This is a genomic window from Parafilimonas sp., from assembly GCF_047606085.1.
Taxonomy (GTDB): Bacteria; Bacteroidota; Bacteroidia; order Chitinophagales; family Chitinophagaceae; genus Parafilimonas.
Map to the genome: position 1 here is coordinate 66941 of NZ_JASGEX010000204.1, position 24351 is coordinate 91291.

Sequence of the window (24351 nt, forward strand, 5' to 3'; positions counted from 1 at the left end):
CATTTACCGCATTAAACGTTTTCCTGCATAAATGATTGAATAAATTAAACGCTCAAATTCATATTACCGGATGAAGGCATGCTTCATGCTTATTTCTTTCGTTCTGCTTGCCCAGTATGCATTGGCCCATCATGTAAAAGGCGGCTATATCCATTATGAATATGTGGGCGTAGGCAGCACGTCAGGCACATCAAAATATAAAGTAACGGTTACTGTATTTTATGGCTGCGGCATTGAAGGGCCCAGAACATCGGTAACATTGATTGCAAAGAACGGCGCGACCGGTTCGCAGGTTTTGTCAACAACAATCAGCACCACCACTTCCACTACAGCCACAAAAAAAAGTTTCAGCAGCTGCATGGTTAATCCTCCCACCATCTGCTATGAAATTTATACGTATGTTACCACCATTACATTAACGGATATTGAAAGCGGCTATGTGCTGGCTGTAACAGATCAGTACCGCACAGACAACATCATTAACATAGCCAGTTCAAGCTCAACAGGCATAGCCATTACAGCAACCATACCGGGCAACTCCGGCAACGATTACCACGAAAATGCAAGCCCGGTTTTTGAATTTGAAGACACTGCCATTGTATGTTATAAAGAAGCCTTCAAATACCAGTTCAGCGCCAGCGACCCGGTTGACAATGATTCTATCAGCTACGCTTTTGGCAACGGGCTGAATAACACATCAAGCTCCACTTCGCCTTTTTTTGCATCGCTCACCTATAATTCAGGGTACAGCGGCGCCAGCCCTATGGGCAGCAGCGTTACCATTGATGCGCAAACAGGTTTAATATCGGGCACAGCGCCGGCAACAACAGGCGAATACGTTATAGCCGTATATGTAAAAGAATGGCGCAATGGCGTACTGATAGACTCTGTAAAAAAGGAATTGCAGATATATGTTTATAACTGCAGCTTAACGGCAGCAGATCTCGACCCTTCTTATATTAACTGCGACAGCTTTACCACATCGTTTAAAAACGAATCGTCATCATCCAACATCAGCGCTTATTACTGGGATTTTGGCGTAAGCGGCATAACCACAGATGTTTCAACGGAAGCCGAGCCCTCTTACACTTACCCGGATACCGGCGTTTATACCGTAAAGCTTAAAGTGGTATCCACATCAGGCTGCTCTGATTCAACCACTTCAACGGTGGCTGTGTATCCCGGGTTTTACCCGGGCTTTACCGTGTCTGGAAACTGCTATCAGTCGCCTTTTATATTTACAGACACTTCTTATGCAAAATATGGTTACATCAACTACCGTCTGTGGAATTTTGGAGATGGAGCCACCACGGCAGATACTTCATCTTTGCAAACCGTATCTTATACCTATCCTTCGGCGGGCGCCCGCACTGCCACCCTTGATGTAACTTCAAGCAAAGGCTGCAGCGCTACGGTAAGCAAAACAGTAAACGTTACAGACAAGCCTGATCTCTCGCTTGCCTTTACCGATACCTTGATCTGCAGCATAGATACCCTGCAGCTGCAGGCCTATGGCAGCGGCACATTTGTGTGGACAGGCAATAACATCATCTATGCAGACTCATCGTCGCCCCTCGTTTACCCGAAAGATACATCGCAATACATTGTTACCTTAACTGATAAAAGCTGTGTGGCCAGCGATACCGTTACCGTAAATGTTATAGACGCAGTATCCCTGTCTGTTATGCCGGATACCACCATCTGTACTACCGATACGGCGCAGCTATCCATTGTGAGCAATGCATTGTATTATCAATGGGCGCCGCCGGATTATTTAAGCAGCGATACCGCTAAACAGCCATTGGCCTGGCCATTGAATGCTACAACCTATACTGTTATTGCCAGTGTGGGAAAATGCAGCGCTACCGATTCGGTTAAAATCACTACCGTACCTTACCCGGTGGTATCCGCATCGAACGATACTTCTGTTTGCTATGGAAGCACGGCGCAGCTTAGCGCAACCACCGATGGCAGTTCTTTCACATGGTCGCCTGCCGGCAGCCTTATCAATGCAAATACATTAACGCCCATTGCCGGGCCTATGGATACAACCGCCTATACCATTACCGTGTATGATACATTAGGCTGCCCCAAGCCATCAACCGATGTTGTTGTGGTAAATGTGGTGCCGAAAGTAAATGCTTTTGCGGGCAATGATACTTCTGTTGTAATCAACCAGCCTTTGCAGTTTAATGCATCGGGCGGCACTTATTATTTGTGGACGCCTTCTACCTATTTAAGTGATCCGTCCGTTTATAATCCCGTTGGCACGTATTATTCGGCGGATACGATTACCTATACGGTAAAAGTATCTACGCCTGAAGGCTGTTATGCCTACGACGATATTAAAGTATATGTATTTACCACCCTTCCGGATATTTTTGTGCCCACCGGTTTTACACCGAACAGCGATGACCTGAACGATGTGGAAAAGCCTATATTAGTGGGCATAAAAACGTTCAAATATTTTGGCGTTTACAACCGCTGGGGGCAGCGTGTATTTTTCACCGAGCAGCAGAGCAAGGGCTGGGATGGCGCCTGGAACGGGAAACCACAGCCTGCCGGCACGTATGTTTTTATAGCTTTGGGAACGGATTATACCGGCAAAGAAATTTTACGCAAAGGCACTTTTGTTTTAATACGATGAAAAAATCAGTATAAAATTTTTCAGGCCAAAATTATACAAAGCAGGCGTGAAAAATTTTATTAAAAGGTCCTCCTGGCAAAAAACAATAATAGTTTACAGGAAAATTTTATTATTGTAATCTGCCGGCTGCAGCATTAGTTTCACCCGGAAATTTCCAAAACATATACAAAATGTATAAACCTCATATTTCATGCGTGCATGCATGCATGTATGGCCACAATCAATTAATGCAATCAAATTCCAATTATGCCTTTAATTCACAATAACAATATATTTATATCAAAAAATTCATGTTTACGTCGCTATATTTTGTACATACATAGCATTTAAAAATACTTAACAACAGATACAAAATAGTTTTGTATCACAGTTTCCGGTTTAATATAGTTTAATATGCGAAAATTAATCTTCTTAATACTTGCCGGCCTTATTTATTTTGATACGGCTTCTGCGCAGGACAGCACGTTAATTACTACAGATACGGCGATATGGGATTTGGCAACCTGCCTTGACTATGCGCAGAAAAACAATATCACCATTAACACTTTGCGGCTCGATTCTAAATATAATGAGCAAACTGTTATTGCAGCAAAGGCAGCTAAATATCCCAATCTCACAGGTTCCGTAACACAGGGCCTTACACACTACAGCTCTTCAGGCCTTAACGCTTCAAGCGCTTATGGCGCCAGCTCTTCTGTTACATTGTATAATGGCGGTTACATCAATAACAGTATAAAATCCGCCCAGCTTTCCCTGGAAGCTTCCAACCTCGATATTGAAGCCGCAAAGAACGATATTACATTAAGCATAACAGAAGCCTATCTTAATATTTTGCTGGCAAAGGAAAATGTGGTTTACTACCAGGACCTCATTAATACAACGGCAGCCATTGTAACCCAGGCGCAGCAGCGTTTTGACACCGGCATGGTTGCTAAAAAAGACCTGCTGGAAGCGCAGGCAACACTGGCCAGCGACAAGTATTCTTTAGTGGCAGCGCAAAACACGGTTCGCCAGAATATACTCACATTAAAACAAATATTGCAATTGCCAACAGCCATGCTGTTTAATGTATCATCAAAAGATTCTGTTACGGCTGTTTCGCTTGTTACAGGTTTAAACGAAGCGCAGCAGCTTGCATTAAGCACAATGCCTGAAGTAAAAAGTTCCCAGTTGGGCGTAGCCGTTCAGCAAACAGAAGTGGAGAAAGCGAAATACAGTTTAAGGCCATCCCTTTCGTTAGACGGCGGCATTGGCACCTCGTATGCAAGCAGCGGCAAATACTTTACCCAGATCAATAATAATTTTTATCAAGGCCTCGGGCTTACCTTATCCGTTCCCATATTTGACAGGAAGGTTACAAAAACCAATGTAGAAAAAGCAAAGATTAATGTGGACATAGCAAAGCTTGACCTGCAGAATACAAAAACAACGCTTACACAGGCGGTGGAGCAGGCCTATATTAATGTAGAGAATGCCCAGCAGCAATATATAGCTGCCAATGAACAACTGGCCTATACGCAGGAAAGCTTTCGCATAGCCAATGAACAGTTAAGGATAGGCTCTTACAGCCTGGTAGATTACCTGCAGCAAAAGAATTTATATGTGCAGGCCATGCAGGCTTATATACAGGCTAAATATTCATCAGCGCTTTACACCAAAATTTATAATTTTTATACGGGTGTTCCGGTAACTCAATAAAAACATCCGGCAAAAATCAAACTTGTAAGAATGAAAAAGAAGAAATTAATTATTATAGTCCTTGTATTAATTGCAGTTGCTGTTGCAGCATGGTTCTTATTCTTTAAAAAAGAAGAACAGGTGGTAGTGGTAAAAGCAGAAAAACCAACTATCGGCAATATCTCAGAAAGCGTAACGGCAACCGGCACCGTTGAGCCTGTTGATACGGTTGCCGTAGGCACGCAGGTTTCAGGCACAGTTAATAAGATTTATGTTGACTTTAATTCAACTGTTAAAAAAGGGCAGTTGCTGTTAGAGCTTGACGCCACCTTGTTCCAGGCCTCTGTTGACCAGGCTGCCGCCAATGTAGCCGAGCAGCAAAGTGCATTGGTATATCAGCAGGCAAACTTTAACCGGCAAAAGCAATTGTTTGAAGTAGGCGCTATAAGCCGTCAGGATTATGATAATGCTTTATACACGTTAAATGCAGCAAAGGCATCGGTGGCAAGCCTGCAGGCCCAGCTGCACACCGCACAAAAAAACCTCTCCTTATCTAAAATTTATGCGCCCAACGATGGCATTGTTTTATCAAGAGATGTAAGTGAAGGGCAAACCGTTGCGGCAAGCTATAATACGCCTACCTTATTTGTGATTGCAAAAGACATTAACAGGATGCAGGTAAAAGCAAATGTGGATGAAGCGGATATTGGCAACATTACCGACGGGCTGCGCGCAACCTTTACCGTTGACGCTTTTATTAATGATGTATTCAATGGCACGGTGCAGGAAGTGAGATTGAACCCAACCTCATCATCAAACGTGGTAACCTATACAACCATTATCAACGCCTCAAATGAAGATCAGAAATTAAAGCCCGGTATGACGGCTAATATCACCATTTTTACAAAAGAAGCCGATACAGCGCTGCTGGTACCTGTAAAAGCCATTAAGTATAAGCCGGATTCATCATTATCATCGCTGTATAAAATAGTGCCGCTAAAAGGCATTGGCGAAGAAAAGTCCCGGCAGGATACCGCCCGTTCAAATAAAGCAATTGTTGACTCGTCAAGTATTACGGCTTATGTATGGGTGAAACAGGGCAATGAGCTCATACAGAAAAAAGTGGTAACAGGCCTGAACGATAACACGCATGTGGAAATATTAAGCGGCCTGTCCGGCAATGATGAAGTAGTTACAGAAAGCGAAGTTGTTTCAGCAAAAACAGCAGCGCAGCAGGGCGAGGCGTCAAGCCCCTTCATGCCAAAGCGGCCGGGCAGAAGCAGCAGTAGCAGTAAAAAGAAATCATAGTGAATGGTGAATCATACAGTCGTTTACTTAAGACTTAATTTCTAAAACATTCAATGATCAATGCTCAATAATCAATATTCATTTTACCAACGTTTACAATTGAACATTGGATATTATATTGTTCCTGACCGACTGATTCGGGCAGGCGGGGAATATTGAGTATTTTTCTTAAATCAACGAGATTGAATGGTGAATAGTAAGTTGAAGACACTCACTACTAACCATTCACCACTTACAATACCCGGCCAATGAGCAAAAGGATATTACATATCGAAGACATCAAGCGCGAATTTGTAATGGGCGACGAAATAGTGCGGGCGCTTAAAGGCGTAACATTTAATGTGGACGAAGGTGAGTTTGTAACCATTATGGGCAGCAGCGGCAGCGGTAAAACCACCCTGCTTAACACGCTGGGCTGCCTGGATAAGCCCACTTCGGGCAAGTATCTTTTGGATGGCGTTGACATTATGGGCCTCGACCGCGATGCGCTTGCCCGCATACGCAATACTAAAATTGGCTTTGTGTTCCAGGCCTATAATTTATTGCCCCGCACAACGGCATTGGAGAATGTGGAGCTTCCGCTGTTTTACAATAAAAAAGTAAGTGCGGAAGAGCGCAGGGAAAGGGCATTGCGGGCATTGGCCGATGTAAAGCTGGCCGACAGGGCAGGGCATACGCCCAACCAAATGAGCGGCGGCCAGCAGCAGCGTGTGGCCATAGCAAGGGCGCTGGTGAATAACCCGGTAATGATACTGGCCGATGAAGCTACGGGCAACCTTGATTCGCGAACTTCTTATGAAATAATGGCGCTGATGCAGGAACTGAATGCACAGGGCAAAACCATTGTATTTGTAACGCATGAACCAGACATTGCAGCGTTCAGCCGCCGCACGGTAACACTAAAAGATGGCAAGGTTTTAAAGGATACAAAGAATGAAAATGCGCGGTCGGCCAGGGCAGTGCTGGATGCATTGCCGGTGAATGAGGACTATTGATGTGGTGAAGGGTGAGCGGGTTCGTGAACCGTGAATGCGTGAACGTGATAAAAAATGAAAATAAATATTCAGCAAACAATATTCAATGATCAATGTTCAATGCAAAGCGTTTTAATTGATAATTGATTGCTGGGTATTGAATATTGATTATTTGTTTTTAATCAATTTGAATTGTGATTATAAGCTTTAAAGAAATATAAGTTGTTTGAAATATTTGGTTGCCGGAATGATGGAAGGCACTTTGAATTTGAACCCATAGCTGCCCAATGATATGCAGTAGAAGGGAGTCCACGATTAAAATCGGGATAGATGACACAACGAAGATGCGTTGCGTTTCTGCTGCCGGTAACCAAATAATTGTAACCAACTTAAAAAAACATTTTTGTAATGAGCCTGTTTAATTTATTACGACTGGCGCTTAGAGCCTTACAGCGCAATAAGCTGCGTGCATTTCTTACCATGCTTGGTATTATAATAGGCGTGGCGGCAGTAATTGCCATGATGGCAATTGGCGAGGGAAGCAAGCAAAGCATTCAATCGTCGCTCTCCAGCATGGGCAGCAACATGATTACTATTTTTCCAAAGAGTAATTCACCCATGGGCGGCGGCGCAAGAATGGGTGGCAGCAGTTTTCAAACATTAACCGTTTCCGATATTAATACCATTAAAAAGAATGCCGCCGATGTAAGAAACACCTCACCCGTGGCGTCATCGAGCGGGCAGTCTATTAAAGGCGCCAATAACTGGCCCACATCAATATACGGCGTGGATACCGGCTACCTTGAAATACGGCAGCTTAAAATTAAAGATGGCATTATGTTTTCAGCAACCGATGTGGCCACATCGGCCAAGGTGTGCATACTCGGGCAAACCGTAGTGGATAATTTATTCCCGAATGGCGAAAACCCGATAGGCCAGATTATACGTTTTGGCAAAATTCCCATGCAGGTGATAGGCACGCTTGTATCAAAAGGCACGAGCAGTTTCGGGCAGGACCAGGATGATATTATACTTGCCCCGTACACCACCGTAATGAAGCGTATTACGGCAAGCATTTATGTGCAGCAATTGTATGCATCAGCCTTATCTGAAGACAGGAGCGAAGCGGCAACAGACGAGATTACAACAATATTAAGGCAAACACACCGCCTGCGCGAAGATGAAGAGGATGATTTTGAAATACGCACACAGCAGGAACTGATGAGCACCTTAAGCAGCACCAGCAGCATGCTTACGGTTTTGCTTACATCCATTGCAGGCATATCATTATTAATTGGCGGCATAGGCATTATGAACATCATGTATGTTTCGGTTACAGAACGCACCAGGGAAATTGGTTTGCGCATGTCAATCGGCGCACGGGGCGTTGATATACTGATGCAGTTCTTAATTGAAGCGGTTATGATAAGCATCACCGGCGGCCTCATTGGCGTGGGTTTGGGCATACTGGCGTCGGAACTAATACAAAACCTGGCCCGCTGGCCCATACTTATATCTGAAAGCTCTATTGTGCTGTCGTTTTTGGTGTGCGGCATTACGGGTATCTTCTTTGGATATTATCCCGCACAAAAAGCATCGCGGCTCGATCCTATTGAAGCGTTGCGGTACGAGTGATGGGTCAGTACCTTCATTAAAACAATTATGGCATGACCGCTGTTTTTAAAGATTGTTTGTGGAAAAATTTTGCAGCATCTATTGACATGCTGATGAATGCTATTGATATGTAGCCGGAAGGAAATCCCTGCCTCCGCCATAAATTTTTTTACAATGCTTACCATACATTGGTTTTCCTTGACTACTATCTGTCTGTGCCGCCTGAATATTTTACCAACAACCTGCCTTTTGCATTAGGCGATGTTCCTGAAGATGGCATTGATGATGTAGTTCCCGGTAAAATGTATTCCAGGAAAGAATTGAAAGACTATGCTATGCCGAAATAAATGTAGGCGGGTTATTGAAAGCCTGGCAGATGAAAACTTAAATGCGCAATGGACAGATGCTTCACAATACATGTATAACGAGCTTTGCAGCGGAGCTGCACGCAATTATTCTGTGCTTGAAATATTGTTCTATAATATGCGGCATGTGCAGCATCATGCTGCACAATTGAATTTATTGCTTCGGCAAACGATCAATAAGGCTCCGGGTTATGTTCTCAGGCAAAAAAGATTAGTTTGTTTGCAAAACATTGAAACGCATAAATTGAAGCTATGCTTCAATAACTATATTTTCTATGACCTGCTAACATACAGCAACCAAAATCTATATTCATATATCAATGTTGTTTAGTCAGGATAAGGGCACAATCTTAAACTTGTTGAACGTTAAATAAAGAAGAAACGACTGCTAAACAACCCGTGAACTTTTGAACCTTATTTTTCGCGGGCGCATTTTATCTGGGCATCCCAAACGGCTATGGCTACCATGTTCACGATCTGCCTTACCGAACTTCCCAATTGCAATACATGCACCGGTTTTCTTAAGCCCAGCAATACCGGGCCTACCGCTTCTGCACCGCCAACAGCCTGCATTAAATGATAAGCAATGTTGCCTGCCGCCAGATTGGGGAATATCAATACGTTGGGTGATTCATTCACAAAGTCGGAGAAAGGATAATTTTCTTTCAGCAGATCCTTGTCAAATGCAACGGCGGCCTGTATTTCACCATCAATTACAAAGCCCGGGTTTTCGTTTTTAATCTGCTCCACCACGCTGCGCACCAGCCTGGCTTCAGGTGAGGCGCTGCTGCCGAAGTTGGAATAAGAGAGCATGGCCACCCGGGGCTTGATATTGAAGTTCTGCACCGCTTCAGCCGTAAGGAAAGTAATGTCTTTTAGCTGTTCCGCATCCGGATTAAAATTGAGCGTGGTGTCTGCAAAAAACAACGGGCCTTTTTTGGTGAGCATGATATACATGCCCGCCATTCTTTTAACGCCGGTTTCCATGCCTATAATTTCCAGTGCAGGCTTCACCGTATCCGGGTAGCGGCGGGTAAGGCCGGAGATCATGGCATCTGCTTCGCCCTGCGCCACCATCATGCAGCCAAAATAAGTGCGCTTCCGCATTACCTGCCTTGCTTCGTATAAATTAAAGCCGCTGCGTTTTCTTTTTTCAAAATATACATCGCCAAATTCAACACATTTTTCATTCATGCCTTCGCTCATCGGATCAATGATCTGCACCTCTTTTAATGGCAGGTTATTGTCTTCAATCAGCTTTCTTATGCGCTTTTCATTACCCAGTAAAACAGGAATAGCAATGCCTTCATCTTTTACAATCTGTACCGCCTTGAGTATTTTAATGTTTTCAGCTTCTGCAAATACAACGCGTTGCGGGTTTTGCTTTGCCTTATTGATAATGAAGCGGAGAATATTATCATCACTGCCCAGGCGTTTGTAGAGCTGTGCTTCATACGCTTCCCAATCGGTAATGGGGTATTTTGCCACGCCGCTTTCTATGGCAGCCCTGGCCACAGCGGATGAAACCGTAACCAGCAGCCGGGGGTCCACAGGCTTGGGAATGATATAGGAAGGCCCGTAATACAGGTGGCTTTCGTTATATGCCACATTCACTATTTCAGGCACCGGTTCCTTTGCCAGTGCGGCCAGTGCCTTTACTGCAGCAAGCTTCATGGTTTCGTTGATGGCAGTGGCCCGTACATCAAGCGCCCCGCGGAAGATGTAAGGAAACCCCAGCACATTATTCACCTGGTTGGGATAATCGCTCCTGCCGGTTGCCATAATCACATCAGGCCTTGCTTCGAGCGCATCGTCGTAGGCAATTTCGGGCGTAGGATTGGCTAATGCAAAAACTATAGGTTTCTCCGCCATTGATTTCAGCATGTCTTTGCTTACTACATTCCCTTTGGATAAGCCAATAAAAACATCAGCATCTCTCATAGCTTCTCCCAGGCTTTGCGGTGCTGCGTCCTGCGCAAAGGGCAATTTGTTTTCATCAAGATCGGTGCGGGATGTAACGATCAGCCCCTTGCTGTCAAACATATACATGTTGCGCACATCGGCGCCAAGCGCAATATATATTTTACAGCAGGAGATGGCCGATGCACCTGCGCCGCTTATTACAAATTTTACCTTCGAAATATTTTTCCCCACTATTTCCAGCGCATTCAGCAAGGCAGCGCCTGATATAATGGCGGTGCCATGCTGGTCATCGTGCATGACGGGTATGTTCAGTTCTTCTTTCAGTTTTCTTTCAATTTCAAAGCACTCCGGCGCTTTTATGTCTTCCAGATTAATACCGCCAAAAGTGGGTTCCAATGCCTTTACCACTTTTACAAATTCATCGGCATTAGTAGTGTTCAGTTCTATATCGAACACATCTATATCGGCAAAAATTTTAAACAGCACGCCCTTGCCTTCCATTACCGGCTTGGATGCTTCCGGGCCAATATTCCCCAAACCCAATACAGCCGTGCCATTGCTGATGACGGCAACGAGATTGCCTTTGGCCGTGTATCTGTAAACCTTCTCTGTATTATCGTGAATTTCCAGACAAGGTTCTGCCACGCCCGGAGAATAAGCTAAAGCCAGGTCGCGCTGTGTTTTGGTTTCTTTGGTGGGAATAACCTCAATTTTACCTGGCCTGTCTTTCTCATGGTATTCAAGTGCATCTTCTTTGCGGATCAACTGCGCCATATTGGTTAATATTTAATGACAAATGCTTATTTAATACAATAGTTGCTGCGCAAAATAGGAAAATCTGTATCAAGGCGTATGCTTTAATTGCGCAATACATGAAATGCCGGTGCAATGCCAGTGCCTCCAATATTTTTTTGCCGTAAATTTGTGCTGTTGCACTAAATATGCCTGCCATGAATATTTTCCAGGTTTTATATGATGAGGTGATCTCTTTTTTGGGAATAGGCCACGTGGTGGAAGTGGTAAAAAGCGGCGATTACAGCAGCCTGCTTACGTTTAATGGCATATTATCGGTTATATCGCCGTTCATTCCTTTTTTGCTGATCATAGAAATTATAAGGGCGCTTGTTTACAAAAGGTTTAAGATTGATGATTACCGCATTCCTTTCTTCATTTTTGTGATCAACCGGTTCATATCAAGGTTTATTTCCATTGCCATGGTGGCGCTTTGTATTGGCTTGTTGGAGAAACATGCCATTTTCAAAACAACCTTTACCTGGTACTGGCTTATTTACGGTTATATAATATGGGAATTTGCGCATTTTATTTACCATTTCCTGGCGCATAAGGTAAGGGTGTTATGGTGCCTGCATTCCACGCATCATGCACCGGAAAATATGAACCTTTCTGTAACGTATGCCCATTTTTTCCTCGAAGCACCGTATGCCGATTTTATAAGAACATCCATCTGCATTTTGCTGGGCGTAAATGCGCCTCTGCTGTTTTTTATCATGTTTGTTGACGGCACGTGGGGCGCATTTATACATGTGGGGGAAAATGTTTTAAAAGATGCAAGAATGGGGTTTATGAACAGGATTATTCTTACGCCTTCCCATCACCGGGTACACCATGCGCGCAATGTAAAATATATGGATACCAATTTTTGCAACCTGCTTAATATCTGGGATAAGGTTTTCGGCACATTTCAATATGAAGAAAAAGGCCTGCCGATTGAATATGGCATAACAAGACCGATGAACCCGCGCAATTTCTGGGATGTTTATTTTGGAGAGATATATTACCTGGCAAAAGATGTGTGGCATGCGCCGGGCATAAAGAATAAATGCCTGTACATCATCATGCCGCCGGGCTGGAGCCATACCGGCGACCATAAAACGGCCAGGGCCGAAAAGCGGAAGCTGCAAGATAAGATTGCTATGGAGCATGCGCCTGAAATGCCTGAAGCCAGGGTGGCGGCAGAGGCGTGACAGCGTGAACTAAATTCCTGTAAAATCAGGTATCAACTAACTTCCCAGGCAAGCGCACTGGCGCCGAGTATAGCCGCATCTGACTCTTTAAGATGGCTTACCAGTATTTTAATCTTGTTCTCAAATATCTTGATAAGGTTGGCTTCCATGCTTTCCCGGGTGGGTTTTAAAATAAGCTCGCCAGCCTTGGTTAAGCCGCCAAATAAAATAATGGCTTCGGGGCTGGAAAACATGATGGCATTGGCAAGGGCAAGGCCAAGTATTTTGCCGGTAAACTCATATACTTTCTGTGCCAGTTCATCGCCGGCAATAGCGGCCTCATATACTTTTTTAGAGTCAATTTCTTCTGCCGGTATGTTTCTTAAAGAACTTGGGGTATTCGTGTTTTTAAGCATTTCAAGCGTTGTGGCACGCACACCTGTGGCAGAAGCATAACTTTCCAGTGATCCTTTTTTGCCGGTGCCAGGGTGTATGCGTCCGTCGGGGATAACGATGGTATGGCCAAGCTCGCCTGCAAAGCCATCATGCCCGTAAATAAGCTTGCCATTGGCAACAATGCCGCTGCCTACGCCTGTGCCCAGCGTTATCATTATAAAATCTTTCATGCCCTTTGCGGCGCCATATATCATTTCACCTTCAGCGGCGGCATTGGCATCGTTGGTTAAAATAACCGGCAGCCTGAATTTATCGTTCAATAATTTGGCAAGCGGTATAATGCCTTCCCAGGGCAGGTTAGGCGCATATTCAACCGTGCCTGTATAAAAATTGCCATTCGGGGCGCCCACGCCAATACCCTTCATCCTGCCAACCCCGCCCGCTTTATCAATAAGTTCTGTTACTTTTTTATGCAATTCATCAATAAAAGTTTCAACTTTCGCATGTTTTTTCGTTGACATCGAACCTGAAAACAAAACATTTCCGAAGTGATCAACAATGCCATATTTCGTTCCTGTGCCACCTATATCAATTCCCACGGCGAGGGGTTCAACTGCTGCCTTTGAAGAAGCCATAATTAGAATTCTGATTTATGATTAGCGATCTCTGATCTTTTACTCAATCTGTAAGCACTTTTATTAAGTTATTGCTGCAATATTATAGTAACCTTCGTTAATGCCCGCCACTACTTTCGAGATGATCATAGTCAATACCCTGGCTTTTAAGAACAGCCTTAACCTTTATTGCATAAAAAGCCAGGTAAGCGAAACAGCATACACCCACAATGTAGCTCCATTGAATGCCTACTACATCGTCTGCCAGGAAGCCCTGCAGCAGGCTTACAATGCCCCCGCCCATTATCATCATAATAAGAAGGCTTGCGCCTTCGTTGGTATGCCGCCCAAGCCCTGCAATAGCCAGTGTAAAAATACAGGGCCATAAAGTAGAGCAGAACAGGCCTACGCTCATAAAAGCATAAGCGCTCACCATGCCTTTTGTAAGCATGCCTATCAGTAAGGCGGTTATTCCAAAGCCGGAATATATTAAAAGCAATCTTGCCGGGTTGCCTTTACTCAATATATCCCCGGCAATCATTGCAATTATAACGAATGGATAATAATAGAAAGGCGTTACATCATGGCTGGCAATTACGTTTACCAGTATAAACACACAAAACGCTATGTATGGCATAAGAAAACGCAATAGCTGCTTCGTGCCTTTGGTTAAATTAAATGCGCCGATGGATTGCGTCCATCTTCCAATCATTAAGCTTGCCCAGTACAATGAAATAAACGGTGCAATTTTATCGGTTGAAATAGCAAGGTCTTTCTGTAAAAATGCCGGCAGGTTAGATGCGGTGGCCACTTCAACGCCCACATATACAAAAATTCCAATCATGCCCATGATAAGCTGCGGATAACTGAGCACACTTCTTTTATGCTCTACTTTATTGCTATTATCAGCTTCTTCCTCGGCAACTTTATCAAGGTCAATTTTATTGGGAACTGATGAAAACCTGAAGATGATGGCTACCAATATAAACACGGCGCCTAAAATAAGATAAGGCGTTTTCAAGCTTTCAATGCTTGCTACCGCCTCGGTGGTTGCCGTAGCACTGCCAAATATGGCAAAGCTTACAAGCAATGGGCCTATAGTAGTGCCGAAGTTATTTATGCCGCCGGCCAGGCTTAAACGCTGTGCACCGGTTTTAGGGTCGCCCATAACGATTGCCAACGGGTTGGCTGCGGTTTGCTGCAGTGAAAAGCCAAGCCCTACTATAAACAGCCCGGTTATCATGATGGTGAACGATGCGCTTTGCGCAGCGGGGTAAAACAGCAATGTGCCTAATGCGGAAATTATAAGGCCCAGCGAAATGCCGTTTCTAAAACCAATGCGGTTTAAAATATCTCCGCCCGTTGCTTTTGATATAAGAAAATATATGACCGAGCCAACGGTATAAGCCACATAAAATGCAAATGAAACCATTTGTGATTGCAGTTGTGAAAGATGCAGTTTATCTTTAAAAACAGGAATAAGGATATCATTGGATGCGGCTACAAAACCCCAGAAAAAAAACACCGTAATTAAAACTCCGAACTGCGACCATTTGGTTTGCTGGCTCATGGAACAATCATTGATTGGGTTATAAAAGTGGCGTAAGTTAAGTACATTTTAAATTATGCAGTATGATTAAAATTATTTTGTTCTGCTTATGTTTTTCATAAAAATTATTTTGTCCTTTCAATATTGTTGTTAATTTGGTAGCGAAGAAAAAAAACTAACGTAGAAATATTGCTGCATGGAAATAGTTCACCTGAGTTTTGAATGTTACCCGGTTGCCAAAGCCGGTGGTTTAGGGGATGTAGTTGGCGCTTTACCCAAGTACCAGGTAAAAGCCGGGCATTATGCAAAAGTTATAATGCCCATGCACCGCACAAAATTTTTATATGCCAATGACTGGGATGTTGATTTTAAAGGAAGGGCCAATCTTGATAACTGGTGGTTTGATTACACCATTATAAAAGAACGGCATAACAAGCTTGGCTTTGACCTGTATCTTGTGGAGATAAGCGGCCTGCTGGACCGCGACAATATTTACGGGTATGATGATGATACGCAACGCTACGTTGCTTTCCAGATAGCTGTTATAAACTGGCTTGATCAATGGCAGCATAAACCCGATATCATTCACTGCCACGATTACCATACAGGGCTTGTGCCTTTCATGATAAAATACTGTTATCAATATAACAGGCTTGCCTCCATACCAACCGTGTTTACCATTCACAATGCCCAATACCAGGGCTGGATGGGATGGGACCAGGGCCGTTTTATTCCTGCCTGGGATACCTGGAAAGGCGGCCTTCTTGAATGGGGCGGAGTAATCAATCCGCTTGCTTCCGCCGTAAAAAATGCCTGGCGGGTAAATACGGTAAGCTGGAGCTACATGGAAGAACTGCGCTGGAATTCCAACGGGCTGGAAGCCTTGTTTGAATATGAGCGCGGCAAATGCTCCGGTGTTTTAAACGGCATTGATGCAGATGTTTGGAACCCTGACACGGATAAGCTGATTGAATACAATTATAACGCCGGCACGGTTGATAAGATCAAGCAGAAAAATAAAGAAGCGCTGTGCAGGGAATTTAATCTTAACCCGCAAAAGCCATTGATTATTTTTATAGGAAGGCTGGTGGGTGAGAAAGCGGCAGACCTTTTGCCCGATGCCTTTGCATCATCATTATATGGCATGCAGGGATACGTAAACTTTTTGGTATTAGGCAGCGGGGAGCCTCAGGTAGAATGGCAATTGAAACAATTAACAGAAACCTTTCCCGGCAGTTATGCTGTGGTAATAGGCTATAACGAAGCATTAAGCCATCGCATGTATGCCGGGGCGGATTTTTTACTGATGCCCAGCCGCGTAGAGCCCTGCGGCCTTAACCAGATGTACTCCATGCAATACGGCACCGTGCCCATGGTAAGAAGCACCGGCGGCCTGATTGATACGGTAACCGATATGGGCGACTGGCAGGGATGGGGCATCCGTTTCAGCCAGGCGTCGGTGGGCGATATTGTGCATGCTGTAAGCCGTGCCGTGGGTTTATATTATGATGATAAAAAAAATCTTGCCCGCATGCGCCGCCACATGATGAAGATTGATAACAGTTGGGAAAAATCGGTGCAGCAATATCTTAATATTTATCAAAGCCTTAAGTTTTAATTGAACTGAATATACTTACAAATACTTTTATACATTTATATAAAACTACCCAGATATGGTATCTTATGCACAGTCAGTTATAGCAGTAATCCTTGGAGGAGGGGCCGGTACAAGATTATATCCTTTAACAGCAGCCCGTTCAAAACCCGCCGTTCCAATTGCCGGTAAATACCGCCTTGTTGATATTCCCATCAGCAACTGCATCAACTCTAATATCAACCGGATATTTGTTTTAACCCAGTTCAACTCGGCATCATTAAACAAGCACATTAAAAACACTTACCTGTTCAGCCACTTCAGTTCAGGCTTTGTGGATATACTGGCTGCCGAGCAAACGCCCGATAATGCAGGGTGGTACCAGGGCACAGCAGATGCAGTGCGCCAGTCGTTAAGGCATATACGCAATAACGATTTTGAATACGTGCTGGTGCTTAGCGGCGACCAGTTATATCAAATGGATTTTGCCGAAATGCTCGATAATCATATTGCTTCAGGGGCCGATCTTTCTATTGCTACCATCCCGGTTGCAGCACGCGAAGCCACTGAATTTGGTATTATGAAAACAGATGTGGAACATAATATCACCTCTTTCATAGAAAAGCCAAAGCCTGATGTTTTGGGCGACTGGGTAAGCGATACAGGCGGCGAAATGCAGCAGAAAGGAAGAGTGTATCTTGCTTCAATGGGCATTTATATTTTTACCAGGAAACTGATGAATGAATTGTTGCTGAATAAATTTCCCGATGCCACAGACTTTGGCAAAGAGATCATACCTTCTTCTATCTCCAGCCATAAAGTGGTAAGCTACCAATACAATGGATATTGGACAGATATAGGGAACATCTATTCTTTCTTTGAAGCCAATATAGAATTAACATCCGATGTGCCGGTATTCAATTTGTTTGACAGCTCGCACCCCATTTATACAAGGCCGCGCATGCTGCCGCCTGCCAAAATAAGCGGTACCACACTTGAAAAAACAGTGATTGCGGAAGGTTGCATTGTGCTGGCCAGCCGCATTGAAAATACATTAATGGGCATACGCTCACGGGTGGGCATAGGAAGCACCATTGTAAACTCTTACATAATGGGCAACGATTTTTATGAAACGCTTGAACAAATGGAAGACAACAGGAATGAAGGCGTTCCGCGTATTGGCATTGGCGACAGGTGTTATATAAAGAATGCTATTATTGATAAGAATGTAAGGATTGGAAACGATGTACGCATTAACGGCGGTGGCCACCTCGAAAATGTTGACCATACTTTATACACCGTAAAAGATGGTATTGTGGTGGTAAAGAAAAATGCTGTATTACCGGATGGGTTCGTGATATAGTTTTTAGAATAAGTGCTTGTTTCGCATTTGATCTTTAATTTTCGATGGGTAAGGATAGATAATACATTTGGCGCTTCTGATAAAAAGTCCAGATTTTGGGCATTCTTTACATAAAGCTTAAAGATAATATGCAAACTTTATAATGATCATCCTGCCCCTTATATTGTATTGGTTTATGGATAACTGGTTATAAAAATCGGAGTATAATGTATAATGTTTAACATTAAGCAGGTTTGTAACATTAAGAGCGATATCTGTATTTTTCTTTTTAGTAGTATATTGTATTTTACTGTCCATAAAAAAATACTGAACATTATTGCTATTGGATAAGCTGCTGTAAGTATGCCTTGCATTTAGTTCCAGATATAATCGCTTTAAAATGCCTGAACCAATTGAGAGGTTTTGCTCAGAACGAAATGCCTTGTATATTAACATGCCTCCGGATGTTTTATTTTCCTTCAATGTAGCATTATTCCAAAAAAGAGTTGGCTGATAAGTAAAGCTCACTGCCTGAAACATTTTTTTATTTATCCGGGCATTAAGCAATAAGCCGGTGCTGTAAAACGGAAGCAGTTCATTGTTTACAAACTGTTCATAGCAGTGTTTATTCAACCGGGCTTTTAATGAAACCGTAGTTTTTAAATCAAAAAAATATTTACTGATGCCTGCATTCAACGCCGTATTGGTTTGACTGTTTTTATAGGGAAGTGCAATAACTTCCTGAATACTATCAGTTATAGATGTTGACACAATGGTGTTTGCAGTTATTTTATCAAATGTGATACCCGCATTCATAAAAAGCAGGATGACAGATTTTCTGAAATCATAATACAGGCTTAATGAATGGATTTTTTTTTCCTGCAGGTCAGCATCATTTGCCTGTAGTGTTCTGTAATTTTCTAAAATAGCACCCCTGTAGATGTTCATTATGTTTCCGAAAGTATTCTTGAATGCATAACTAAAGGAAAGATATTGTTCAGGGCCAATATCGTAATATATTTTTAAGAGCGGATTAAAAACAATTTGCTTGTTTTTTTCATTCAATTGATACTCCTGTTGCCAATAGTGTACGTACTGGTAAGAAACAGGTAACTGAAGGGTTGATTTCAGTTTCCGGCGTTCAAACTGGTATTCGGGTGAAATATAAACATCGCTTCTTTTCCACTTCAAATCATTACCGCTATCACCCATGTATGGCTGCGATAAGCCATTTTTAATAAAGCCTAAATCAGTATGTAGCTGTTGCGATTCAGTAATAATGCCAAATTTATACTCCTGCTTGATTATATTTCCCGGAATCTTGTAAGAAAACCAGGCATTGGAAAACAAAGAGGGCATGCCGGCTTGTTGTATTACACTATCATAATTGCCTTGCTGGCTGATTACATCAGCATAATATCCTTTGCCGATATTTAGTATGTCTCTGTTGTGCGTATATCTCACCAGCCACCTGAACTCTCCTATATTTTTGCCTTTGAATGCGGGAATCCAATTGAGGTCATTTGAAATTTCATTTAAGGTTTTATTCAATGATTCTTTAAACGAAGAATCATTGAAATTCATAAAACTGTTATCTGTTTCTTTACTTACATTTATTTTTAAATTATTATTGAAGAAATACCGCTCTTTATTCACCATCACATTAAAGGATGTATTCAGTTCCAGTGGCTCGCTATAATTTTTTTGCCGCTCTGTATAGTTTACAGTATCATTTGCTGAATAATAAGCTGAATAGCCGGAATAGTTCATACTGCTTTTATCGTAAAAGCCCTGAATATTCACTTTAAACTGCACCTCGTTTTTTGTATTATAAAGATTGTTAAGATTAACAATGGCAGATTTATTAAAATAGTAGCTTGAAAGCGGTAAATCGGGCGGGCCTGTGGTTGCAAGCGATAAATTAATTTCAGGCAGGTCATTGGCAATATTTGAAATCATGTTAGAGGCACCCGGTTGCTTAAAATCATTTCTATAATCCGTACCAATATTATTCGAAGCAACGGTGTTAATCATTTTAATACGTTTATTTAATAAAACAGGTGTAAAAGAAACGTCATACTGTTCGGGCAACCCTGCGGCAACAGTTGCCTGCATAGATGCTTTTAAACTGTTTTCATCCTTTAGCACAAGGTTAATAGCTGTTTTATCCGATAGCATTTTATCCTTCAGCACTTTTATGGGCTGATGGTTTCTTATTACATCAACACTTGCTATCATTTCCTTTCGTATTACTTTAGATGCCAAGCCATACCTGCCATTCATCAGGTCGTCTCCCTGAATATATAAATTCTCAATCTCCTTTCCGTTATAATAAATAGTGCCATCTCCGGCAATATCAATTCCTGGTATCCGTCTTAATACATCTCCAATGCTACGGTCTTCCTTTTGAGCAAAACGTGTTACAGTATAGCTCAAAGTATCACCTGCATGTTTGGCGTATGGCCTGTTTTTTATTTTAACTTCCTCAAGCGTATTGGGATCAGGTATAAGTATAAATTGATATGCCGGATTATTTGTGTTGATAGGTTTTTGTTGTTTCCTATATCCTATATAAGAAACTTCCAGCCAAAGCGGAGATGAAGATTTGCCTGCAGGAATGTAAAGAATAAAATCGCCTTTCTGATTAGAGATAGCATAACTGATGATGGTTGATTTTTCATCCAGTAATTTAACGCTGGCAGAAGGCAGAGGTTCATTTGTATTGCTTTTTACATTGCCGGTTATAGTTCTTTGCTGGGCTAATAAAGTTCCTGCTGGTATTACAAAGGCAATGATGTAAAATGAAAGGCCGTAACAAAAAATTTTAGATGTGATGTTTTGCATGCGCTTTCTCCGGAAAAACACCATGAATCAATCAAGTTCCATCGGGTTGTATTTTTTTATTTTTATTGTATGAGTGGCATTGGGATCGTCAATATTCTTAATGCTCAGTTTTGCATTAGGGAACATAGCAGTTGAAAAACTTTCCGGGTCTTCTTCAAAAGCTGCTTTGGTGCGGTTATACGCCTTGAGATTTGTTTTAATGCACCGGTCATCTTTTAAAAAGGATTGGGTAGTTTCTTCTGCGTCTGTGTTTTTGGTTATTTCTTTAAAAGTAAAAATCACTTCATGCAGGCTGTCGCTTGCTTCCAGTATAAGGCCGGGCAGCCCTGATAGTTTCCATGGCCCATCCTGGCAAGGCAGGTCAGGCGTAAACCATGCTTCATAAGTTCTGCCGCCGTAATCTCCAATTGCTTTCTGACAAGCGTAGCCGCCTATTGTTTTCTTTTCGTCCTTCACCACCCAGTTTATCTCAGGCAATGCTGATTCTATCCGGTAAGTTTTAAAACCAAAATGCGAGAATAAAGACAGGTTCTGTTTGGCCCTGTCTTTTAAAATTTCTTCGTTAATAAGGGCGCCGTATTTATTTACAATCAACAGCGGTGAACCGCTCACCACCACCATAGGCATAGGCGATTTATTTTGCTGCGTATTTTGCTTTTCTTTTTCAAGGCGGGCTTCTTTGCTGTTTTCATCATACAGCCTTTGAGCGCAAAACCGGCTGGTGTGCTTTCCCAGAGACAATATCATATCGGCCGTGTAAGGATTATCTTTATTGTCTAAATCACGAACATATTTAAATTCATAAACCACATTTACCGATATGGTTTCCTGGGCAAAAGAAAAATTGCAAATAAGAAGAAACGCTGCACTGAATAAGGTTTTAATTCTTTTCATATAACAAGAATTTATTTTAGTTGAATTGATGTATTTCCTGCCCTGATTTGTTTTACAATGGCTGCTTTTTTAATTATGTCCGGTTACTGTTATTGGTTTCATACGCTGTTTTGCAGGAATAATATTTGTTTTCTGTGGTGGTATTTTTTTCAGCTTATATCCGGTTACGGTTATCGGTTCGAGGTTTTCTTTTCTTGTTGTATCAGGTTTTGGAATAATATTTTCAGCAGGTTTTTGCGCTTCGTTTACTGTTTGAATATTTATACCTGAATGTTTTTTTGTTATAGCACTAACAGATAAAACTGCCAGCACAAATAAAAGAACAGGAAGAGCCAGTATTTTTCTTAAATAAGCATATCTGATTTTATTTGGAGAACCCACCATAAGCAGGCGGCGGTTTAACGATGAATTAAAAAATGAATGCGATGGCGAAAGATAGCTGCCTTCACTATAAGAATATAGAAGCATGATGCTCAAAGATGCTGTATCACCATGTTTGATACAACTTTCATCTGCTATAAATTCATGTATGGTATTCAACTCTTTTTGTATCAGCCAGTAAAAGGGGTTTATCCAAAAAATGCAACACACAAGCTGCGTAAACAACTTATCATAAGTATGTTTTTGCCTGATATGAGTAAGTTCATGTTTAAAAATTTTTTCGCCGTTAGTATCAGCTGCAGAAAGCCCCTGCTTCCAAAACAAATTGCTGAGAAAAGAAAAGGGCGCCTGTTTAACTGCTGTTTCAATTAAAGTGAACCCCTGCATCTTTATATTTTTATTCTTTTTCTTAATACTATAAATCCATGTTATCCTGGCTGCTAAAAGAACAAAAAGCGCAATGTTGATAAGTATGTAGATGCAGCATATAAAAAAAACAGTATCAAAAAAGTTGTCAGAATGGCTTTCTGTAATAGAACTAATCTTGTTTGCAAGATTAGCCAAAGGGATGTTTTGAACTGCTTCCGTATAAAACCATGCGCAATGTATAAAGGGTGTTATAAGACTGATAATTATTGCCGACAATAGATAAAACCTGTTATACGAATGAAAGCTTTTATTTCTCAGCGCAACGCAGTAATACAGATAGAAAATACCGCTTGCAACAGACGATTTAAAGAGATAAGAAATTAATACAATCATATATTTATTTTTTCGTTTTCTTTATTTGTTTCAGCAAAAGCTCCAGTTGTTTAACCGACAATTTATTTTCATCAACCAGGAATGAAATAATATTGGTAAAGGACCCTTCAAAATATCCTTTTGCCACATTAACCAAAGTTGATTTGGAATATTGTTCTCTTGTAATAACAGGCATGTACCTGAAGAACCTGCCTACATTTTCTGTTTTTACAAAACCTTTATCTATGAGGGTTTTCAGTATTGTTGCCACAGTATTTTTGTGCGGTTGCGGTTTGGGCATACTTTCCACCACTTCCATTAGCAGGCCGCTTTCTATCTTCCATAAAGCTTTCATTATTTGTTCTTCAGCTTTTGTAAGAGATTTCATTAAACTATATTTATAGTTCAAATATAGAACTATATTTGTAGTTCAAAAAAAATAATTGTAATTTTTTAGGAGATGAAAATGATGCTATTTTTAGCACATTACAAGGCACATAAAAGCAAACATTGCAAAGGGCCAAGAATGCCAACACACAATCCACTCACTCCGGCAAACTTCGCTGCATTTCACCCAATGTTGGCAGAAGTAATTCGTTGTGACATTTGATAGACTAAAAATTTCGTGATACACTTAATATCAAATGTCGGGGCAGTAGATTAGATTGAAAGTTTGTTGTTGAATAGTCATTTGTGTCAAATTGGTTTAGGTATTTGTTGTTAGTGATATTTCTTGCTTTTAACCGAAAGTCATACACTTTGTTTTTTGTCTGATAGGTTAAGTCTATGTCAAGAAAAAGATAGTTTTGTTTTTTTGACGTGTTGGGTAAAAAATAATCCGAAGAAAATATTGCAAATACTCTTTTTGCAGGTTTGAAAATAATTTTGAAATTATTGTTTAATGAATTGTTGTCAAATAATGCACCACCGTCCTGTTCAGCTGCTAACAACCTATGCTTAAAAGTATTTTCAAAATTTATTTTCCAATCAAATGCAGTTTTAAAAAACAATTCATTTGCAAAGCTCTGTGCAGTGTTGCTTCTTAAAGATGAGTTATTGACTATGTTTTTATATTGTTGTAAGGAATAGTCGTTTTTCAATCTTACAGTTCCTTGTAAAAAGGATACATATTTTTCAACCATAAAGTTTACTGACATGAGTTTAGAATACTCGGGAAGAAAAAAATACATAGACTTAGTGCTATTTTGTAATACTGACAAGTCTGAAAAATAATTTCCTTTGTTGGCTGAATAACTGCTTCCAATACTTAATTGAAATTGTTTATAAAGATTGCTTATTAAGTAAAAAACACTTACAATTTTACTTTGTTGAATATGCAGACCAACTTCATTAGATTTAATAAGCCTGTTTGAAATATACAATGGATTTGAAATAAAAGGTAGTGTTTATTTCTTTGTGTAAATAGCTTATTAGTAGCTGTATAGAGAGTTAACCCGCGGGCAGGTGAAGTGAAGTGAGGCGTAGCGGAGCCGAACGAAGCGAACCTGCCCGGTTTGCGGCCGA

The 24351-nt window shown here is 41.6% G+C and carries 18 protein-coding genes; 10 read left to right on the plus strand and 8 right to left on the minus strand.

Features of this window, described 5'->3' with window-relative positions:
• The first annotated feature begins 85 nt into the window (after positions 1 to 85).
• The 7 genes from QM629_RS18265 to QM629_RS18295 all read left to right on the plus strand — a co-directional run bounded on the left by QM629_RS18265 (position 86) and on the right by QM629_RS18295 (position 8916).
• Positions 86 to 2647: a PKD domain-containing protein gene (locus QM629_RS18265; protein ID WP_415161338.1), complete on the plus strand. Its 2562-nt coding sequence runs from the start codon at positions 86 to 88 to the stop codon at positions 2645 to 2647.
• A 393-nt stretch (positions 2648 to 3040) separates the two neighbouring features.
• A complete protein-coding gene (locus tag QM629_RS18270; RefSeq protein WP_415161339.1) occupies positions 3041 to 4345 on the plus strand; it encodes a TolC family protein in 1305 nt (434 codons plus the stop codon).
• 30 nt (positions 4346 to 4375) lie between these two features.
• Positions 4376 to 5632 carry an efflux RND transporter periplasmic adaptor subunit gene (locus tag QM629_RS18275; RefSeq protein ID WP_415161340.1) on the plus strand — a complete coding sequence of 419 codons (1257 nt, stop codon included), beginning with the start codon at positions 4376 to 4378 and terminating at the stop codon, positions 5630 to 5632.
• A gap of 248 nt (positions 5633 to 5880) precedes the next feature.
• Positions 5881 to 6627, plus strand: a complete 747-nt coding sequence (locus QM629_RS18280) for an ABC transporter ATP-binding protein (protein WP_415161341.1) — start codon at positions 5881 to 5883, stop codon at positions 6625 to 6627.
• A 387-nt stretch (positions 6628 to 7014) separates the two neighbouring features.
• Positions 7015 to 8241, plus strand: coding sequence for an ABC transporter permease (locus QM629_RS18285; protein WP_415161342.1), 1227 nt, complete (start codon positions 7015 to 7017; stop codon positions 8239 to 8241).
• A gap of 167 nt (positions 8242 to 8408) precedes the next feature.
• Complete coding sequence (locus tag QM629_RS18290; RefSeq protein WP_415161343.1) at positions 8409 to 8567, plus strand: hypothetical protein; 159 nt, start codon at positions 8409 to 8411, stop codon at positions 8565 to 8567.
• Positions 8551 to 8916: a DinB family protein gene (locus tag QM629_RS18295; RefSeq protein WP_415161344.1), complete on the plus strand. Its 366-nt coding sequence runs from the start codon at positions 8551 to 8553 to the stop codon at positions 8914 to 8916. The genes QM629_RS18290 and QM629_RS18295 overlap by 17 nt, the downstream gene beginning before the upstream one ends.
• Before the next feature lie 83 nt (positions 8917 to 8999).
• Here QM629_RS18295 and QM629_RS18300 read toward each other — a convergent pair whose 3' ends face one another.
• Positions 9000 to 11282, minus strand: a complete 2283-nt coding sequence (locus tag QM629_RS18300) for an NADP-dependent malic enzyme (RefSeq protein ID WP_415161345.1) — start codon at positions 11280 to 11282, stop codon at positions 9000 to 9002.
• 176 nt (positions 11283 to 11458) lie between these two features.
• On the opposite strand from QM629_RS18300, the gene QM629_RS18305 reads away from it, so the two are divergent.
• Entirely contained in the window at positions 11459 to 12493 is a 1035-nt protein-coding gene (locus QM629_RS18305) for a sterol desaturase family protein (protein ID WP_415161346.1), read from the plus strand.
• Positions 12494 to 12525: 32 nt separating this feature from the next.
• On the opposite strand, the gene QM629_RS18310 is transcribed toward QM629_RS18305, so the two are convergent.
• Together QM629_RS18310 and QM629_RS18315 are read right to left on the minus strand one after the other, a co-directional pair.
• The gene (locus tag QM629_RS18310; RefSeq protein ID WP_415161347.1) at positions 12526 to 13503 is read right to left on the minus strand and encodes an ROK family protein; all 978 of its coding nucleotides are present in this window, start codon (positions 13501 to 13503) and stop codon (positions 12526 to 12528) included.
• Positions 13504 to 13600: 97 nt separating this feature from the next.
• On the minus strand, positions 13601 to 15052 hold the full coding sequence (locus QM629_RS18315; protein ID WP_415161348.1) for an MFS transporter: 1452 nt from the start codon (positions 15050 to 15052) through the stop codon (positions 13601 to 13603).
• A 175-nt stretch (positions 15053 to 15227) separates the two neighbouring features.
• On the opposite strand from QM629_RS18315, the gene QM629_RS18320 reads away from it, so the two are divergent.
• Both QM629_RS18320 and QM629_RS18325 read left to right on the plus strand, forming a co-directional pair.
• A complete protein-coding gene (locus tag QM629_RS18320) occupies positions 15228 to 16649 on the plus strand; it encodes a glycogen synthase (RefSeq protein ID WP_415161349.1) in 1422 nt (473 codons plus the stop codon).
• 55 nt (positions 16650 to 16704) lie between these two features.
• Positions 16705 to 17988, plus strand: a complete 1284-nt coding sequence (locus QM629_RS18325) for a glucose-1-phosphate adenylyltransferase (protein WP_415161350.1) — start codon at positions 16705 to 16707, stop codon at positions 17986 to 17988.
• Positions 17989 to 18105: 117 nt separating this feature from the next.
• On the opposite strand, the gene QM629_RS18330 is transcribed toward QM629_RS18325, so the two are convergent.
• The 5 genes from QM629_RS18330 to QM629_RS18350 form a co-directional block, all read right to left on the minus strand.
• A complete protein-coding gene (locus QM629_RS18330; protein WP_415161351.1) occupies positions 18106 to 20811 on the minus strand; it encodes a hypothetical protein in 2706 nt (901 codons plus the stop codon).
• Between the two features lie 27 nt (positions 20812 to 20838).
• On the minus strand, positions 20839 to 21705 hold the full coding sequence (locus QM629_RS18335) for a GLPGLI family protein (RefSeq protein ID WP_415161352.1): 867 nt from the start codon (positions 21703 to 21705) through the stop codon (positions 20839 to 20841).
• 69 nt (positions 21706 to 21774) lie between these two features.
• Entirely contained in the window at positions 21775 to 22848 is a 1074-nt protein-coding gene (locus tag QM629_RS18340) for a M56 family metallopeptidase (RefSeq protein WP_415161354.1), read from the minus strand.
• Positions 22849 to 22852: 4 nt separating this feature from the next.
• On the minus strand, positions 22853 to 23215 hold the full coding sequence (locus QM629_RS18345; RefSeq protein ID WP_415161355.1) for a BlaI/MecI/CopY family transcriptional regulator: 363 nt from the start codon (positions 23213 to 23215) through the stop codon (positions 22853 to 22855).
• Between the two features lie 226 nt (positions 23216 to 23441).
• Positions 23442 to 23969, minus strand: coding sequence for a hypothetical protein (locus tag QM629_RS18350; protein ID WP_415161356.1), 528 nt, complete (start codon positions 23967 to 23969; stop codon positions 23442 to 23444).
• Positions 23970 to 24351: the final 382 nt, after the last annotated feature.

Bases quoted from the DNA above. Each gene is read 5' to 3' on its own strand.
- QM629_RS18345 (WP_415161355.1), bottom strand. From the start codon at position 23,215: ATGAAATCTCTTACAAAAGCTGAAGAACAAATAATGAAAGCTTTATGG.
- QM629_RS18330 (WP_415161351.1), bottom strand. From the start codon at position 20,811: ATGCAAAACATCACATCTAAAATTTTTTGTTACGGCCTTTCATTTTAC.
- QM629_RS18295 (WP_415161344.1), top strand. From the start codon at position 8,551: ATGCTATGCCGAAATAAATGTAGGCGGGTTATTGAAAGCCTGGCAGAT.
- QM629_RS18305 (WP_415161346.1), top strand. From the start codon at position 11,459: ATGAATATTTTCCAGGTTTTATATGATGAGGTGATCTCTTTTTTGGGA.
- QM629_RS18315 (WP_415161348.1), bottom strand. From the start codon at position 15,052: ATGAGCCAGCAAACCAAATGGTCGCAGTTCGGAGTTTTAATTACGGTG.
- QM629_RS18285 (WP_415161342.1), top strand. From the start codon at position 7,015: ATGAGCCTGTTTAATTTATTACGACTGGCGCTTAGAGCCTTACAGCGC.
- QM629_RS18275 (WP_415161340.1), top strand. From the start codon at position 4,376: ATGAAAAAGAAGAAATTAATTATTATAGTCCTTGTATTAATTGCAGTT.
- QM629_RS18265 (WP_415161338.1), top strand. From the start codon at position 86: ATGCTTATTTCTTTCGTTCTGCTTGCCCAGTATGCATTGGCCCATCAT.
- QM629_RS18350 (WP_415161356.1), bottom strand. From the start codon at position 23,969: ATGGTTGAAAAATATGTATCCTTTTTACAAGGAACTGTAAGATTGAAA.
- QM629_RS18310 (WP_415161347.1), bottom strand. From the start codon at position 13,503: ATGGCTTCTTCAAAGGCAGCAGTTGAACCCCTCGCCGTGGGAATTGAT.
- QM629_RS18300 (WP_415161345.1), bottom strand. From the start codon at position 11,282: ATGGCGCAGTTGATCCGCAAAGAAGATGCACTTGAATACCATGAGAAA.
- QM629_RS18325 (WP_415161350.1), top strand. From the start codon at position 16,705: ATGGTATCTTATGCACAGTCAGTTATAGCAGTAATCCTTGGAGGAGGG.
- QM629_RS18320 (WP_415161349.1), top strand. From the start codon at position 15,228: ATGGAAATAGTTCACCTGAGTTTTGAATGTTACCCGGTTGCCAAAGCC.
- QM629_RS18335 (WP_415161352.1), bottom strand. From the start codon at position 21,705: ATGAAAAGAATTAAAACCTTATTCAGTGCAGCGTTTCTTCTTATTTGC.
- QM629_RS18340 (WP_415161354.1), bottom strand. From the start codon at position 22,848: ATGATTGTATTAATTTCTTATCTCTTTAAATCGTCTGTTGCAAGCGGT.
- QM629_RS18280 (WP_415161341.1), top strand. From the start codon at position 5,881: ATGAGCAAAAGGATATTACATATCGAAGACATCAAGCGCGAATTTGTA.
- QM629_RS18270 (WP_415161339.1), top strand. From the start codon at position 3,041: ATGCGAAAATTAATCTTCTTAATACTTGCCGGCCTTATTTATTTTGAT.